We start from the raw sequence: 16,502 nt of genomic DNA, 5'->3' as shown, positions 1-16,502 counted from the left end.
CCATGATACGGCTACATCTCATATTTGTAGCCTCTGCCCCAGACGGTACGGATATGCTGAGGATTTTTAGGGTCACGTTCTATTTTTTTGCGAAGGCTGGAAATATGTACGTCGATGGTACGATCCAGATAAGCGCCATCTCCGCCTTTGATCCGATCCATCAGCTCGCTGCGGGTAAAGACTTTACCTGGATTGCAGGACATCTCTTTTATAATGGAAAATTCAATTTGAGTGACTTCTATTTCTTGGTCATCGACTAACAGGCTATGACGGTAATCATTCACCCAAACCCTTACCTTTTTAAGCTTTTGAGTTACCGTTTGCGATTCAATGGGCATGTTGGGGCCGCAGCGGCGCAGCAGGGCTTTGATGCGGGCATTTAACTCTATCAGGCTGAATGGTTTGCATAAGAAGTCATCTGCTCCGTCGTCCAGAGCCTTTATTCTTATATTCAGCAGGGTGTTATTAGAGATGACCAGCATAGGGACCGTAGTAAATTGACGGATTTGGCTGATCAGCGCACATTCGACTTTACCGGAAAACATTAGAGCGGTCACAATAATATCGGGCTTAAAACGCATAAGTGTAGGAATTGCAAGTTTAGAGTCATAGATAAGTTCGGTATGATAGCCTTCCTCCTGCAGATGAAGAGCAATCATATCTGCCAAACTTTTTTGATCTTCAATGATGAGTATTTTTATGGGCATGACTGACATCTCCTGTACGGATAAAGATACAATTACATTGCATAAGTATGTATTTTCCACGATAATACATACTTATGTATTCGGCAGAAATGTGAAAATCGAACAGTCCTATAATGAAAGAAAAATATTAATTTAGAGGAAGAAGGTTGCATCTTTGCGAATGATTTTATTATCTGGAGGTTCGGGTAAACGTCTATGGCCCTTATCCAATGTGAACCGCCCCAAGCAGTTTCTTTCCATACTACGTCACGACGAACGGCCGGAAAGTATGCTGCAACGAATATGGAGGCAATTAGATGAGGCGAATTTGGCAGATGAGGCCTATTTTTCAACGAGTGGAACTCAGGCCGAGCTGATTCGGGGGCAAATTGGCGGAGATGCTGTAGTGATTGAGGAGCCGACTCAACGGGATACCTTCCCGGCCATTTCCCTGGCTACGGCCTACTTGCATGACATTGCAGGCGCATCACGCGATGAGATCGTAGGGGTCATGCCTGTGGACGGGTATGCGGGGGATGAATTTTTCGAGCATCTGCGTAGGCTTCCTTCGATATTAGAGCAATCAGGAAGCCATATCGCATTAATGGGGGCTGCTCCAACGGAGCCCTCAGATAAATACGGATATATTGTGCCTTCAGCCTCTCCTTCACTTGACCAGCCATATTATAGGGTTAGTTCATTTGTAGAAAAGCCGGATCTGATCCGTTCAGAAGCGTTGATCCGTGAAGGGGCCTTATGGAATTGCGGGGTGTTTGCTTTTAGACTAGGCTTTTTGTTGGATATTCTGAAGCAAATGGGTATACCAGCCGACTATGAATCTCTTTCGACAAATTATGCAGACTTGCCTAAAACTAGCTTCGATATTGCGGTAGTAGAGCATACTCATAAGCTCTCTGTGCTCCCATATCATGGAGAATGGAGAGACTTGGGCACATGGGATTCTTTGGTACGGGAAGTAAGTTCGAAGCTGAGTGGCCCGGGATATATTTCAGAAGCTTCACATGACTCGCATATCATCAATGAACTGGAGATTCCGGTTAGCATCTGGAATGTTCCAGACATTATTGTCGTTGCTGGTCCAGATGGCGTGCTGGTTACGGATCGACAGTCGTCAACAGGAATTAAGGATATGGTGGCAGAAATTGAAATCGGCCCGCGTTTTGAGGAGCGCTTCTGGGGAAAGCAAACCGTATTATCCCATCAACAGGCGGCAAGTGGATTGCAGACAGTGACCAAACGCGTGGTCATTTCAAATGGGAGATTTATCAGCTATCATGAGCATCAGTTTCGTAAAGAAGTTTGGACTATAGTTTCTGGAACCGGGAGTGTCTCTATCAATGGCGTGACACAGACAGTCAGCCCTGGTGAGGTCATCGTCATAGAACCCGGTACAAAGCATTTTATAGGGGCAGTAGAGGGAGATTTAGAATTCATTGAGTCACAAATCGGACATATCGTATCCGAAACGGATATTATCCGATATGAATTTCCTGATTCGATTGACGATCATACTCTATGAAGTGTCTACAATATAGGGACTGATAGATACGAACGAGGTTTATCAGAAGGCAGTGAAGAGTAGTAGGAACTATTTTTTATTAGAGCTTAGATGACCTGTACATTCCTAAAAAAGGTATTCATGCGCTACACGAATGAATACCTTTTTTTGCATAAACAGTTCTTTGTGTGCGTAATGAAATGGATAGAAAAGAGACTTATAAAATAAGTTTCTTGGAGGTCAGCCACTCTTTTACAGCGTCTGTACTGAGATCTCTTTTAGGCGTCCATTCTATTTTATCAACCAGCTTGCCGTTTCTGAATTCTGCAATGGTGGGGGTGTATTTAACGTTGTAATCCTCTTTGAATTTATTCCATTGGGGCTTGTCCTTATGGATTTTGTGAACGTTCAAAAAAGTAATTTTAGAGCCTAGATTATACTGTTCGATCATCTTGTTAAAGTTAGGCTCAAACCGATTGCAGTCGCCACAACTCGGTCTGCCGACATAGACAAATACACTTTGATCCTGTTGAATCAAACTCTTAAAACCATCAAATGTAACCGCATTCAAGTGGTCATATATTTCTGGGTAATTGCTTTTGCTCGCTTGGATTTCTTTGTCTTTTTGTAGAACAACCTGCTCTAGGTCTTGAAATTTAACTACAGCTGAAATAGCGATACCAATGATAAGCAACACAATGACACTTAACCCGGCGATATATCCTTTTTTCACAGAAATCCTCCTTTTTTTACATTCTTACACTTACAATAAATGATATTTCCATTTTTCGCTGTAACACTTGTCTCATTATGTATAAAAAAAGAAGCTTTCCATGGGGAAAGCTTCTTTAATCAGCATTTTGCATAATTCGATTCCCAACGCTTGTAAGTACAGTATATAGACGAACTAAAGCGTTTCGATCTATATACTGCTGATTTGAAAACGCTCCTGGGATTTATGCAAAATGCTCTAGTCTGAAAGTTAAACGTTAGACCACAACAGTCAACAAGTAATCCTCACGCTTCACTTCAGTTTCCATTGTGTTCAACACATCCAGGTATTGAGCGGAATTTGTTACGATAATCGGCGTAGCCGTAGTATAGCCTGCTGCCTTAATTTGCTCGATATCAAATTCAAGCAACAGTTGTCCTTGCTTAACTATATCGCCTTCCTTGACGCGCTTGTCAAAGAATTGTCCTTTCAGCTTCACTGTATTAACACCCACGTGAATCAGAATTTCTGCTCCGTCATTGGAAGTAATACCGATGGCATGTCCGGTCGGGAATACTGTCGTAATCGTTCCATTGACAGGAGATGTCAGCACACCCTCTGTAGGATCAATGAGGATTCCTTTCCCCATAGCACCTGAAGCAAAAGCAACATCAGAAGATTGTTCCAAAGGCAATACTTTACCTTGCAGTGGGCTTACGAGAATTTCTTTCTCGATTGCCACTTCTTTCTTTACGGGTGCAGCTTCTGTTTTTGCAGTTTCTTCTTTTGGATCATCAAAGCCCAAAATCATAACCAATACAACTGCAAGTACAAAGGCAACGAGCAAACCGATGACTACCCACAAGAATCCAGGTCCGAAATAAGTCGGCAACGCCAGTAGACCCGGTAATGCAAAGGATTGTGCGTGCGCTCCGCCAGAAGCGATAATCGCCCCGCCGATTGCCCCGGAAATACAAGCATAAATGAACGGCTTTTTCAATTTCAAAGTTATGCCATAAATTGTTGGTTCTGTAATCCCGAAAATAGCGGCCAGCGTAGAGGAACCTGCCAAAGCCTTCATCTGAGTGTTCCGGGATTTCAGGAATACCCCCAATGTTGCACCAGCCTGAGAAAGTACGGCTGCTGTAAGCATCGGAAGCATCGTGTCATAGCCCAATGTTGCAATATTCGACAGCATGACCGGAACGAAGCCCCAGTGTACGCCGAAAATAACAAACACTTGCCAGAATGCCCCGGCAACAGCCCCGGCAATTAGTGGGCTTAAATTGTATACCCATGTAAAACCGTTTGCCAAGCCCTGACTGATCAGGTTACCTACTGGACCAAAGGCCAGAAATGTTAACGGAATAACGACCAGGAGCGAAAGCATCGGCACGATAATGTTTTTAACCGATTGATGGATAAAGGAATTGAACCAGCGCTCCACATAGGACTGAACCCAGACCGCGAGAATAATTGGAATGACACTGGAACTGTAATTAATCAGAATGATCGGAATACCTAAAAACGCCAATCTTTCTGGGTTGCTTACCGCCGTTATAACTGCTGGATAGACCAGAGCTCCAGCGATTGCCACCGATACAAAGGTGTTTGTCTTAAATTTACGGGACGATGTAATAGCCAAAAACACAGGTAGAAAATAGAAAACACTGTCGGAAGCTGCACTTAGGATCAGGTACGTACCGCTTTTATCATTAATCCATTGAAAAGATAAAATTAACGCCAGTAGCCCTTTAAGCAAACCTGCCCCGGCAAGAGCACCGAGAATGGGAGAAAAAATGCTGGAAATGATATCGACCGCTTTGCCAAGAAAATTCGTTTTTTCAGAAGATTCTTCTTTTTTGGCATTAGGATTGTCTGCATCCTGCAAATTCGTTTCTGCCATCATATGCTCAAACACTTGACCTACATTGTTACCGATGACCACTTGAAACTGGCCGCTGCTTTCCACTACTGTAATGACACCAGGGGTTGCTTCCAGTGCGGCTTTGTCTGCTTTTGTACGATCATTTAATTTAAATCTCAAGCGTGTAGCGCAATGGAATACCGAATTGACATTCTCTTCGCCACCAACGAGGGTCACTATTTTTTTAGATAGTTCTTTATCACTCATGTTCAGAACTCCTTATGGGTTATTCTTGCTACTGATAGGATTTACTGTTTACATCTGTTGCTAAGATGCGCCGGCGTGCACCTTTTTAAACTTGTAAACAAGAAAAACCTAAACTCGTGGTGAAAACTACGCACTCTCCTATAGAGGAACGTCGATTTCACCATCAGTTTAGGTTTTGCCTGCCTTACCAGTCACAATCCATGAACGATGAGGATATGAAGTTGTTAATCTTATATGTTATTACGCTCAGTTACCCGATGAATATGGATAGTTAGATATACGTATTCATCCTTGCTTAAATATTGATCGTATGTTTTTTCCAGATACTCATTGATCTTTTGGGCACAAGCAAAAGCTTCGGTATACGTCTGCTTCACCTGGTTGTACAAAAATTCTTCACCACTGTGAATGACTTCTTTGCGAATCACTCGCATCGCAAAATATTGCAAATGTGTCAAAAATCTCGAATAGCTAAAAGAAGACTCATCCAGCACAATTCCGTAATGATACGTAATAATGTTCAATATATGTTGGACAATCTCGGTCATTTTCAGTGTAGATTTCATTTCGTTACCGTCGATCCGTGCATTCACCATATGCAATGCAATAAATCCCGCTTCATCTTCGCCCAATTTTACTCCGAGCGTATTTTCAATTTTTTGGAGAGCATCCAGTCCAACTGCAAATTCTTTTTTGTAAAAGCGTTTAATTTCATACAGCATCGCGTTTTGGAGTGCCAGTCCTTTTTCTTGCCGTTGTATGGCAAAATGAATATGGTCGGTCAATGTTAAATAAATATTATCGCTTAACTCCGTATCCAGCACTTCCGTTGCATGGGTTACGATTTCATTCACGACCTCCAGATGAGACACTGGAATATCGTTCAGCAGTTCAGTTAGTTTAGCCGTGAACTCGTTTTCATTTAACATGAAAATCTTATCTATTTTATCATCATCGACTTGATCGCCAGCCACCTTTTTGAAGGAAATACCTCTTCCCATCACGATGACCTCTTTGCCTTTATCGTTTTTAGTCAATAGGACGTTGTTATTGAGCACCTTCTCAATAATCATTGAAGTTCCCCCTCCCATCCTTTACCAATAAAAAATGCCTAAGCACAATTCAACACTATTGTTAGCAATAGCACTCAATTGAACTCAGGCATTGCCCGCATCACCGGTCACAATCCTTCGATATAGTGCTATTGTAGCACAAAAAAAAGCGATTTCAACATATTTTATTCTGTTTCGACAAAAAATATTTCATATCAAGGCCCTTTTGCCTAATTTGCAAGTAAATCGTTACCTTACGTGGTCGTACGTTCAATGAGGCAGTACTCTAGCGAATGAAGCTCCATTTGGCGTCCAATCAGCTGAGGGGAAAGCATGAAAAAAGCATTTTGTGCTTGAGCCATGATGGGATTTTGAATCGTTGTAATCCCCATCGTATGCGCCAGCTCCGTGTTATCGAATCCGACAATCGCCAGATCTTCCGGTACGTTCAGCCGTTGTCTGCGTGCTTCGCAGAGAATGCCCACTGCTACATAATCGTTAGCACATAAAATAGCCTCTGGGAATTCTTCCCGACGCTGTAACAAATCCCGTACGACCTGTTCGCCATCACGGATATTATAAATAGAAGAGTGATTCCAGTGTTGCAACACTGGCAGATTGTGCTCACTCATGATCTGTTCGTAGGCTCGTTGTCTGCTATGGGTATTGATGCTGCTCGGACGACCAAAAGCATTGGCTATACGAGTATAGCCTTTTTGTATCAAATGTTTTAGCGCTAACATATATCCTTCATACTGATCCATAGCGACGGAGCGAATATCGGTATGCTCCATTCGTTGCCACGAAACGATCGGGCCATATTTGCAATAGGTACTCAAAAAATCAGTGTCATTCACGCAGGAAATGATGACCAGCGCATCGACTCTTTTTCTTTTTAAATCCTCAAAGGCTTGAAGCTCTTTCTTTTTGTCTTCTCCCGAAGTATAAATAATGGTTTGGAATTCATACTGGCCGGCTACTTCCACAAAGCTGTCCAGAAAAGCGAGAACAATTTCATTAATAGTTGAAGTAATGATACCGATCTGAAGCGTCTGACCCTTGGATAGAGAAATGGCATTCCGATTAGGAACATAATCCAATTCCTGCATGATTTTCAAAATCTTAGTTCTTGTTTCGTGACTGACATGGGGTGACTGATTTAATACTCTGGATACCGTAGCTTTGGAAAAGCCCGCCAGTTTTGCAATTTGATCAAGATTCGACATGGTGCTTCTCCTCACATAAGAAAAAAATACTTGACATGAAACGCGTTACAACGATTAGGATGCTTATGAAGGCATTACGTCTATTTTAAAGCATCTGTCAATCCTTTTCAAAGGAAGAACGGTTACCGTTAGGTATTGATTCACATTTGCAGCACTTGATGGGATTACTTGACCAAAGTAAAAATCTTAAATACGGAAAGAGGTTTTTATACCATGACGAAGACGCTAAAAGGATTTCCGAAAAACTTCTTGTGGGGCGGGGCAACCGCAGCCAACCAATTGGAAGGTGCTTTTGACGTAGATGGAAAAGGATTGTCCAGTGCGGACATGGTTGCCTATGTACCCAAAGCAGAGCGCAAGAACGATCATGCTATGGAGATTTCGTCCGAGCGACTCGAAGACATTTTGGCAGGCAAAGTCAATGCCCGTTTTCCAAAACGTGAAGGTGTGGACTTCTTCCACCACTACAAAGAAGATATTGCATTGTTCGCGGAAATGGGCTTTAAGGTATTTCGTATGTCCATCAACTGGTCGCGGATTTTCCCAAATGGCTATGATGCCGAGCCGAATGAAGCGGGACTGCAATTCTACGACAATGTATTTGATGAGCTGCGCAAATATGGTATTGAACCGCTGGTAACATTGTCACATTATGAGACACCGCTGGGTTTGACTCAGAAGTATAATGGTTGGCTGGGTCGTGAAGTTATACAGCACTACGTAAATTATGCCGAAACTGTGTTCACGCGTTATAAGGATAAAGTAAAATACTGGCTGACCTTTAATGAAATCAATGTAATGACCATGAGTCCGTTTACTGGTGGCGGGGTGGTCATTGACCGCGTAGAAAACAAGCAGCAAGCGATATACCAAGCACTGCATCATCAATTTGTAGCTAGTGCACTGGCGACAAAACGAGGACATGAGATCATCCCGGGCTCTCAAATCGGCTGTATGCTGGCTCGTTTGGAAAGCTACCCACATACGTGTAACCCAGAGGATATACTGAAAGCCCAGCATGAAAATCAGATGAACCTGTTCTTTACGGATGTGCATGCCCGTGGGGAATATTCCAACTACATGAATCGTTATTTTGAAGAAAATAATGTTGTTATACACACAGAACCAGGCGATGCCGAAATTTTAAAAAATAACACGGTCGATTATATCTCATTCAGCTACTACATGACCTTGACCGTATCTGCAGGTCCAGAAGGCGAGAAAGCAGCAGGAAACCTGATTGGCGGCGTGAAAAATCCATATTTACAGTCCTCTGACTGGGGATGGCAAATTGATCCGATCGGTCTGCGTGTTACGCTGAACACGTTATATGACCGCTACCAAAAGCCACTGTTCATCGTGGAAAATGGCCTAGGTGCTTATGATAAGGTAGAGGAAGACGGTTCTGTGCATGACACATATCGTATTGATTACTTGCGTCAGCATATTGTTCAAATGAAGGAAGCAATTGCCGACGGTGTTGATCTGCTTGGTTACACCAGCTGGGGTCCTATCGACCTTGTGAGCATGTCTACTTCCGAAATGTCCAAGCGCTACGGATTTATTTACGTTGATCTGGATGATGACGGTAACGGAACGCTCAAACGCTCCAAAAAGGACTCATTTAACTGGTATAAAAATGTGATAGCAACCAATGGTGAAGAATTGTAATTCCAAATTTTCTCGGGCGGGTATAGCAGAGGACATCCTAAGGATGCAATCTGCTGTACCCGCTTTTTTGATAGACATAATAATAATATTTATTTCAGAGGGCTTCACAAACTTTTCACTTGTAATAAGCTGAAAGTTTTCTGTATAATAAATAAAAATTTCATATGTCTGGTTGATGTTTGCGGGAGATGGAACGAAAGTTCCGACCGAAGGGGCAAAACTCTCAGGTGCTTAGGCTGATTACAGCAACAAGCGGGGACCGTAAACGGACAGAACTCTGGAGAGACCCTTAATTGGGCGCCGAAGGTGCACCGCAGAGAACATCTGCTTAAACTCTCAGGCAAAAGGACAGAGACGCGAATAACCTGTGACAGGGGATGCCCTAGGCTTTTTTATAAGCTATTAGAGGCAGAAACCTGCGCAAGATGGTTGTATTTTTTCGTGCCTTTAACCTCTCCAGGAGTCGAATCAGCGGATTTGACTCTTTTTTGTTTTCTAATATGCTGGAGGAGCGGGTTGAAATGAATTTGGTACATGTGTTAGAAGCGATTAGCAGTTGGATATGGGGGGCGCCTCTCATCATTCTTGTCATGGGAACGGGGTTGTGGCTGACCATACGTTTGAAGATGCTGCAGGTATTCCGCCTGCCCCTGGCGATCAAGCTGATCGGTAAGGCCCCGAATGAAGGCAGCGGGGATGTAAGTAGTTTTGCGGCTTTGAGTACAGCGTTGGCGGCTACAGTTGGCACAGGAAGTATTGTCGGCGTAGCGACAGCCATTAAGCTGGGCGGGCCGGGTGCCTTGTTCTGGATGGTCGTTGCAGCCTTTTTTGGGATGGCGACGAAATATGCGGAAGGTGTACTTGCGGTAAAATACCGGGTGAAGGATCGGAATGGGCAATTTTCCGGCGGCCCGATGTATTATATTGAGAAAGGTCTGGGACGCCGTTTTAAACCGCTGGCGATGCTGTTTGCTTTTTCGGGCATGCTGGTAGCGTTGTTCGGGATTGGAACGTTTCCGCAGGTCAAAGCGATTGTATCTTCGACTGAAAATAGTTTTGGCGTTCCGCCCATTGTAACGGCACTGATTATTGCTATCCTTACAGGACTTGTTACTATTGGAGGACTCAAAAGCATTGCCAAGGTATCGACGAAGGTCGTTCCTTTTAAAACAGGCTTGTACGTACTGATCTGTCTCATCGTACTAATTCGGTTTGCTGACCAACTACCTGCCGCAATTGCGCTGGTGCTCCATTCGGCATTTTCAACTACATCTGCAACGGGCGGATTTGCCGGAGCTACGATTATGCTGGCGATGCGAAGTGGGGTAGCCAGAGGTATTTTTGCCAATGAGGCCGGATTGGGAAGCGCACCGATTGCAGCCGCAGCTGCCAAAACCAAATGGCCTGCGGAGCAAGGGCTAATTTCCATGACAGGCGTGTTTATTGATACGATGGTTATTTGTGTGATGACCGGGTTGACGCTACTGGTTAGTGGTGTGTGGAGCGGGCCTACCGATGCGGGCCTGATGACTCAGCAAGCATTTTCCAGCGCATTCCCGCTGGGGGCAGAACTGCTCACAATCATTCTGATTATGTTTGCGTTCACCACCATGCTCGGCTGGAACTATTACGGGGAACGCTGTGTTGAATATTTGCTTGGGGTCAAGTGGATTAAGCCATACCGCTATCTGTTCATCCTACTGGTTGCCGGGGGCGCGTTCATTAAACTGGATGCGATTTGGCTGCTGGCAGATATCTTTAACGCAATGATGGCTTTCCCGAACCTGATTGCCCTGCTCGGCTTATCAGGAATTGTAGTCGCAGAAACCCGAACCTATATGGATTCTCTGAATTCTAGTAAGAAAAAGGGCATTCTTGCAGGTGCCAGTGTAGGGGCAGCTATCCAAGTAGAAGAAAAAGGACAAACGGTTAATTCATAATTTCCAAAAGGGAGTGCCCTCAGTCATCACAGGCTTGAGGACACTCCCTTTTGAATGTTATAACGATGCGTGCAAAATAGCTGAAATATCTTCTTGGTTCAGCTTTTTATAATTACCGAAGCCTCCGTATTCCATTTCACGGGCTGCAATGTTTGCGACTTTTTCCAATTGCTCATCATTAATATTGTAATCGGCCAGGGTGGAAGGGGCACCGAGACTTGTCCAGAATGCACTCAGGCGATCAATCCCCTCCAAAGCAATTTCCTTATCCGTTTTACCAGTGGTATCTAAATCAAACATGCTGAGCATCAGCCGCTTCATGCGTGCAGCATCCTGATCCACCGTATGTCTCATCCAGTTGGGGAACAGGATCGCCAGACCGCCAGCATGAGGAATATCATATACAGCGGATAATGCATGTTCAATCGTATGCGAAGCCCAGTCCCCGAAGTAGCCCATTTGTAGTGTTCCGTTAAGGGCAATCGTTCCGGCATATAAAATCGTTTCACGATGCTCGTAGTTGTGCAAATCCTCCAGCAGCTTAGGTGCAGTTTCGATCACGGTTTGCAACACGGAAAAGCACATACGATCTTGCAACGGTGTATTTTTAACATTGTGAAAATATTGTTCAAACACATGGCTCATCATATCCACCATGCCATATACCGTCTGATCACGTGGCACAGAGAAGGTGTTTTTTGGGTCCAGAATCGAGAATTTCGGATGCGTTACCGCGCTGCCCCATACGTATTTTTCGTTCGTTTCCCAGTTGGTGATAACAGAATCCGGATTCATTTCTGAACCGGTGGCGGCGAGTGTGAGGATGGTGCCGAATGGCAGAGCCTGGGTCGGCATGTGCTTTTTGTTGATAATATCCCACACATCGCCGTCATATTCAGCCCCTGCTGCGATGGCTTTGGTGCAATCAATAACGCTTCCACCGCCTACAGCAAGTAAGAAGTCGATTTTTTCATTTCGGCAAATGTCGATACCCTTCTTAACGGTGGACAAGCGCGGATTCGGTTCTACGCCGGACAATTCATGAATGTTCAGATGTAGCGGTTCTAACGCGTTTAATACCTGGTCATATAGACCATTTCGTTTGACACTTCCGCCTCCATATACCAGCAAAATGTTTTTGCCGTAATTCAGCAGTTCCTGCTGGAGTTCTTCAATTTGATTGTCTCCAAAAATTAATTTGGTGGGGTTATAATATGTGAATTTGTTCATCTGGTAAGTTTCCCTCAGTTCTTCATTGTTCATGTTCAAATCGTAAATCGCTTAACCTGATTGCCTGTTGGATACCTAACTTCATCATGTAAGCTATTTGAAATGACGATTAACTATTATACATGAAATGAATAAGGGAATTCAAGTAAATCTAATCTTTGACCGCTCCGGCGGCAAGATCGGAAATAAACTGGCGGCTAATGAAAAGAAATAAAATAATAAGTGGCAGTACAGCCAGCAGGGTGCCCGCAATGACCATCGCATAATCCGTATTGTAAATCCCGTTCAATTGTGACAGTGCAATCTGGAGCGTGAATTTACGCTCATCCGTTAAGACGATTAGCGGCCATAAATAATCATTCCAGGCTCCTATAAAGGTAAACGCGCCGAGAAAAGCGAACGCAGGACGTAGAATAGGCAGTGCTACATTCAAGTACAGTCGAAAAAAGCTGCATCCGTCCATCCGGCCCGCATCCAGCAGTTCCTTTGGAATGGATTCTTCCGCATATTGACGAATCCAGAAAATGCCGAAGGCATTTACCATCCCCGGGATGATAAGCGCTTTGAACGTACCTACCCATCCAAAGGAGGCCATCATGACAAAGGAGGGGACAAGCGAAAGTTGTGAAGGGACCATCATCGTAGCTAGCAGAACGATAAATAGCACTTTTTTGCCCGGAAAATCAAACTTGGCGAATGCAAAACCTGCTAGTGAATCGAAAAACAGAACCAATAGGGTAACAGAACCGGCTACAAAAAGGGTATTAAAAAAGGCTCCGGCAAAATTAATCTGTTGTAATACTCTCGTTATGTTATCCAAGAAGTGGCTGCCAAACCACAATTGTGGTGGAAAACGATAGATGTCTGAGGTTGTACGGGTTGCCATGACGATCAGCCAGTAAAATGGAAACATCGACAGGATGATTCCCACCAACAATCCAGCATATAAAACAAAGGATTTTGCGCGTGTCTGCATCATGTTGTGAAGCTCCTTCCCATCGTTATTTTTTACCTTGAACGAGTTTCCAGTTTATGATGGAGAATAGAGCAATGATGAGGAACATGCCCCATCCGACGGCTGCACCATATCCAAAATAGTTGTTAATGAACGACTCGCGATACAGGTATAAAACGATGGTCATGCCACTTGCCCCGGAACCGCCGTCATTACCGACCAGGACCTGTGGCTCGGTGAAGAGCTGCATACCGCCGATGGTGGACGTAATCACCGTAAACAGAATGACTGGGCGTAGCATGGGGATAGTGATGCGGAAAAAAGCTTGCGCTCCGGTTGCCCCGTCTATTTTGGCGGCCTCATACAGCACATGCGGAATACTCTGGAGTCCAGCCAGATAGATGATTGAGTTATAGCCCATCCATCTCCATACGACCATAGAAGAAATGGCGATTTGGATACCCCATGGCACATTCAGCCATTGAACCATGGGTAGCCCCATGAGTTGCAGAAGGTAGTTGAGAAATCCAAAATTGTTGGCAAATAAGGCACCGAATATGATGGCAACAGCTACAATAGACGTCACATTTGGCAGGAAGAATCCGACTCGCCATAAGGTACGCATTTTCACAAAAGGGGCATAAAGCAGAAAGGCAATAATCAGTGCGAAGAATAGCATCGGAATCGTTGCATACACCCAGATCACAAAGGTGTTGCCTACAGCCTGCCAAAATTCATGATCTGTTACAAGGTAGCGAAAGTTGCCCCAGCCGTTGTAGGTCATGTCTCCGATCCCGTCCCATTTGTGAAACGCTAGATATAATGAAAAACCAATCGGAAACAGTCCAAAGATGCCAAACAGTAGATAAAACGGCGAGATCGCAGCATAAACGGCACGGTGCTTCCAGATTTCTCTCAGCATATTGTCCACACGCCTTTTTTGGATTTTGTTTTTACCGCTGTAATTCCCGTTCGATTCGATCCATTGTTTCCGTCCATAATGCATCGGAATTGGCATCCTGCTTGGCGACATTAGCAAGACGACGGGTCACAATGCCGTGGATGACAGGATAGCGCTCGCCGAAATAGCTGCTTTTCACATTACGTGCGGAGGTGGCAAAGATGAGTCCGGTGGCCTGACCACCAAAGAAAGGCTCGGGTGTCCCCATGATAGGATCGTTATAGACGCCGGGAGTGGACGGGAACAGTCCGATTTTGTGGTAGGCTTCCAGTTGGTGTTCCGGGTTTTGCAGCCAGGTCAGCACTTCAAAGGCTTCTTTGGGATGTTTGCTGGATTTGAGGATAGAAATGAAAGAACCACCCAGGTTGCCGTCTCCTCCAGGAGCACGGGCGACTCTCCATTTACCCGCTGTATCCGGCGCGGCCTCTGTGAGAACTTGCTTCATCCAGATAGCCCCTACAAAAGAGGCGATTTTGCCGTTATTGACTGAAGCGTTCCATTCGGGAGTCCAGCCATCCGCATTGGCGAGCAGATGCTTCTTGTGGAAATCGACAGCGGTTTTCCAGCCCAGACGGATGTCAGGAGATTGATTGCCGATATAGCTGCCATCTGGCTTGAAGTAAAGGTTTGTATGCTGAGCGAGTACCTGATTGTAAACGTTTACAATATTGTCAGCCAAAAATGAACGGCTTCCGAATTTCTGGCGAAGTTGTTCTCCGGCCGCCATGTAATCATCCCATGTGCGAATGGAGGCACTAACCTTTTCAGGATCACTAGGCAAGCCTGCTTGTTCAAACAGATCACTTCGGTAGAAGAGGGCGGTAGGTCCTGTATCCATGGGAAATGCGATCATTTTACCATCAGGAGTAATCCCCTGATTCCATTTCCATTCCAAATATTGATCCTTTAAGCGGTCTGCTCCGAGTTCCCTTAAGTCATAAAAACGATCCGCACTGGGGAACAGCTCCACCATCCAATCGTTCAGAGCTACGATGTCTGGTTCACCGGAACGAGCTGCGAGCGTTGTCTTCAGTTTGGCTTTGAAGTCACCGCCTATTTTTTGAGTTTTTAATTCAATGTTGGGAAATTGTTTTTCCGCCTGGGCGAGTAGTTCATCGTCAATGGAACGGTTCCAGTACCACAATGTAAGCGTTATCTTTTTTCCGTTTGACAAATTAGTTTCAGATGATTGACTTTCAGAGAACGAGGGTCCACTACAAGCACTGAACATCGTGAGAAAAGCAAGACATAATACCAGCCATTGTACTGTTTTCACATCATTTCCCTCCTTGCTGTCTGAGATAATCTGCCTGCTAAACAAGTTGTAAATGGTTTAGCTCCATCATATGAAGCTGTTACCCATTTATGTGCATTGACTTAACCAAAAACAAAAAAATTGAAACAAAGCATGTATAGAAATTAAATACTCTAAAGATATTGATCTTACTAATCCGAAGAATGATAAAACAATAAGGCAGATATTATGTCAAAAGGTATCTAAATCGTCAATGCTGAGCAATATCTTGGAAAAATCTAATGATGAATTCGAAGAACGATTTCTCTATATCGGTGTGCAGTTCCCCAGTAGGAAAGGACAGATAGATTGTTCGCGTACATCGAGGCTCCCTGATTTGAAGCAGCTTAATGTCTTCGGTTACGACGTTCCTCCACAGGATAGAAGGAATAAAGGAGATGCCAAGTCCTGTTTGAATCAACCCTCTTACCGTAGCCGGATCATCACTTTCAAAGACGATGTTGGGTTCAAAAGGGATGTGAGTAAAAAAGAGGTCCGTTGTTTTCCTAAGCGAATTACCAGGTGTAAGGCTGATAAACTTCTCATGCTCTAGATCTTTCAGGAATACGGTGTCCTGAACGCTCAGAGGGTGAGATTTTGGTACGCCAAGCAAAATTTCCTCCTCCAGCAGGATCGCATGCTCGTTGTCCGCCAACTCTTCGGACGTAATCGCAAAATCGTACGCCGGTCCTTTCTTCATCTTCGCAGGGTGCTGGGTCAGGTTGAATCTAATTTGAGGATAGAGATCGCGAAACTTGCCGACAAGGTTGGGCAATAGCATAGAGCCGACAGCGACGTATAACGTGATGACCTCTACCTTTTCGTTCTTCATTTCTTTGACTTCGGATACGCCTTGCTCTAGTGCTGATAGCGACTGGTTCACTCTTTTCAGGAACTTCTTGCCATATTCATTCAGCACGATATGTTTTCCTTCGCGGTCAAATAGCTGCACACCCAATTCCGTCTCCAGGTTTCTAATCATTTTACTTAAGGCAGGCTGTGAGATAAACAACTCGTTCGCGGCACGTGTGACATGCTCATACTTCGAGGTCACTTGAAAATACTTAAGCTGCAAATAATCCATAGTGAAAAATCTCCTTTATAACCACTAGGTTATCGATC

At 44.3% G+C, this 16,502-nt stretch carries 13 protein-coding genes and 2 riboswitches; of the genes, 3 read left to right on the top strand and 10 right to left on the bottom strand.

What is annotated here, in order from left to right; translation table 11 throughout:
- Window positions 1-11: 11 nt before the first annotated feature.
- Window positions 12-707 (bottom strand): response regulator transcription factor, encoded by a 696-nt coding sequence (locus tag MKX30_RS08485; RefSeq protein WP_023990005.1) that lies wholly within the window; start codon window positions 705-707, stop codon window positions 12-14.
- A gap of 160 nt (window positions 708-867) precedes the next feature.
- Here MKX30_RS08485 and MKX30_RS08480 point away from each other — a divergent pair, with 160 nt between their 5' ends.
- Window positions 868-2,226, top strand: a complete 1,359-nt coding sequence (locus MKX30_RS08480) for a sugar phosphate nucleotidyltransferase (protein WP_338533717.1) — start codon at window positions 868-870, stop codon at window positions 2,224-2,226.
- Window positions 2,227-2,422: 196 nt separating this feature from the next.
- Here MKX30_RS08480 and MKX30_RS08475 read toward each other — a convergent pair whose 3' ends face one another.
- The 4 genes from MKX30_RS08475 to MKX30_RS08460 form a co-directional block, all read right to left on the bottom strand.
- Window positions 2,423-2,938, bottom strand: a complete 516-nt coding sequence (locus tag MKX30_RS08475) for a thioredoxin family protein (RefSeq protein ID WP_023990003.1) — start codon at window positions 2,936-2,938, stop codon at window positions 2,423-2,425.
- A gap of 256 nt (window positions 2,939-3,194) precedes the next feature.
- A complete protein-coding gene (locus MKX30_RS08470; protein WP_023990002.1) occupies window positions 3,195-5,051 on the bottom strand; it encodes a beta-glucoside-specific PTS transporter subunit IIABC in 1,857 nt (618 codons plus the stop codon).
- A gap of 230 nt (window positions 5,052-5,281) precedes the next feature.
- Window positions 5,282-6,124, bottom strand: coding sequence for a BglG family transcription antiterminator LicT (gene licT, locus MKX30_RS08465; protein WP_023990001.1), 843 nt, complete (start codon window positions 6,122-6,124; stop codon window positions 5,282-5,284).
- A 233-nt stretch (window positions 6,125-6,357) separates the two neighbouring features.
- Window positions 6,358-7,329, bottom strand: coding sequence for a LacI family DNA-binding transcriptional regulator (locus MKX30_RS08460; RefSeq protein WP_023990000.1), 972 nt, complete (start codon window positions 7,327-7,329; stop codon window positions 6,358-6,360).
- 213 nt (window positions 7,330-7,542) lie between these two features.
- On the opposite strand from MKX30_RS08460, the gene MKX30_RS08455 reads away from it, so the two are divergent.
- Both MKX30_RS08455 and MKX30_RS08450 read left to right on the top strand, forming a co-directional pair.
- Window positions 7,543-9,000, top strand: coding sequence for a glycoside hydrolase family 1 protein (locus tag MKX30_RS08455; RefSeq protein WP_069079901.1), 1,458 nt, complete (start codon window positions 7,543-7,545; stop codon window positions 8,998-9,000).
- A gap of 172 nt (window positions 9,001-9,172) precedes the next feature.
- A riboswitch (glycine riboswitch) is annotated at window positions 9,173-9,249 on the top strand.
- An 18-nt stretch (window positions 9,250-9,267) separates the two neighbouring features.
- A riboswitch (glycine riboswitch) is annotated at window positions 9,268-9,362 on the top strand.
- A 159-nt stretch (window positions 9,363-9,521) separates the two neighbouring features.
- Window positions 9,522-10,940 (top strand): alanine/glycine:cation symporter family protein, encoded by a 1,419-nt coding sequence (locus tag MKX30_RS08450; protein WP_023989998.1) that lies wholly within the window; start codon window positions 9,522-9,524, stop codon window positions 10,938-10,940.
- A gap of 57 nt (window positions 10,941-10,997) precedes the next feature.
- On the opposite strand, the gene MKX30_RS08445 is transcribed toward MKX30_RS08450, so the two are convergent.
- The 5 genes from MKX30_RS08445 to MKX30_RS08425 all read right to left on the bottom strand — a co-directional run bounded on the left by MKX30_RS08445 (window position 10,998) and on the right by MKX30_RS08425 (window position 16,464).
- Window positions 10,998-12,170 carry an iron-containing alcohol dehydrogenase gene (locus tag MKX30_RS08445; protein ID WP_053325982.1) on the bottom strand — a complete coding sequence of 391 codons (1,173 nt, stop codon included), beginning with the start codon at window positions 12,168-12,170 and terminating at the stop codon, window positions 10,998-11,000.
- 151 nt (window positions 12,171-12,321) lie between these two features.
- Window positions 12,322-13,149 (bottom strand): carbohydrate ABC transporter permease, encoded by an 828-nt coding sequence (locus MKX30_RS08440; protein WP_023989996.1) that lies wholly within the window; start codon window positions 13,147-13,149, stop codon window positions 12,322-12,324.
- A gap of 22 nt (window positions 13,150-13,171) precedes the next feature.
- Window positions 13,172-14,047 carry a carbohydrate ABC transporter permease gene (locus tag MKX30_RS08435; RefSeq protein WP_034095207.1) on the bottom strand — a complete coding sequence of 292 codons (876 nt, stop codon included), beginning with the start codon at window positions 14,045-14,047 and terminating at the stop codon, window positions 13,172-13,174.
- 31 nt (window positions 14,048-14,078) lie between these two features.
- Window positions 14,079-15,362, bottom strand: a complete 1,284-nt coding sequence (locus MKX30_RS08430) for an ABC transporter substrate-binding protein (RefSeq protein ID WP_023989994.1) — start codon at window positions 15,360-15,362, stop codon at window positions 14,079-14,081.
- Window positions 15,363-15,591: 229 nt separating this feature from the next.
- Window positions 15,592-16,464 (bottom strand): LysR family transcriptional regulator, encoded by an 873-nt coding sequence (locus MKX30_RS08425; RefSeq protein WP_023989993.1) that lies wholly within the window; start codon window positions 16,462-16,464, stop codon window positions 15,592-15,594.
- Window positions 16,465-16,502: the final 38 nt, after the last annotated feature.

The sequence above is a fragment of the Paenibacillus sp. FSL P2-0173 genome, from assembly GCF_038008045.1.
In the GTDB taxonomy this organism is placed as follows: Bacteria; Bacillota; Bacilli; order Paenibacillales; family Paenibacillaceae; genus Paenibacillus; species Paenibacillus polymyxa_B.
Note: the sequence above shows the minus strand (reverse complement) of the source record. Positions and strands in the feature narration are given on the sequence as shown.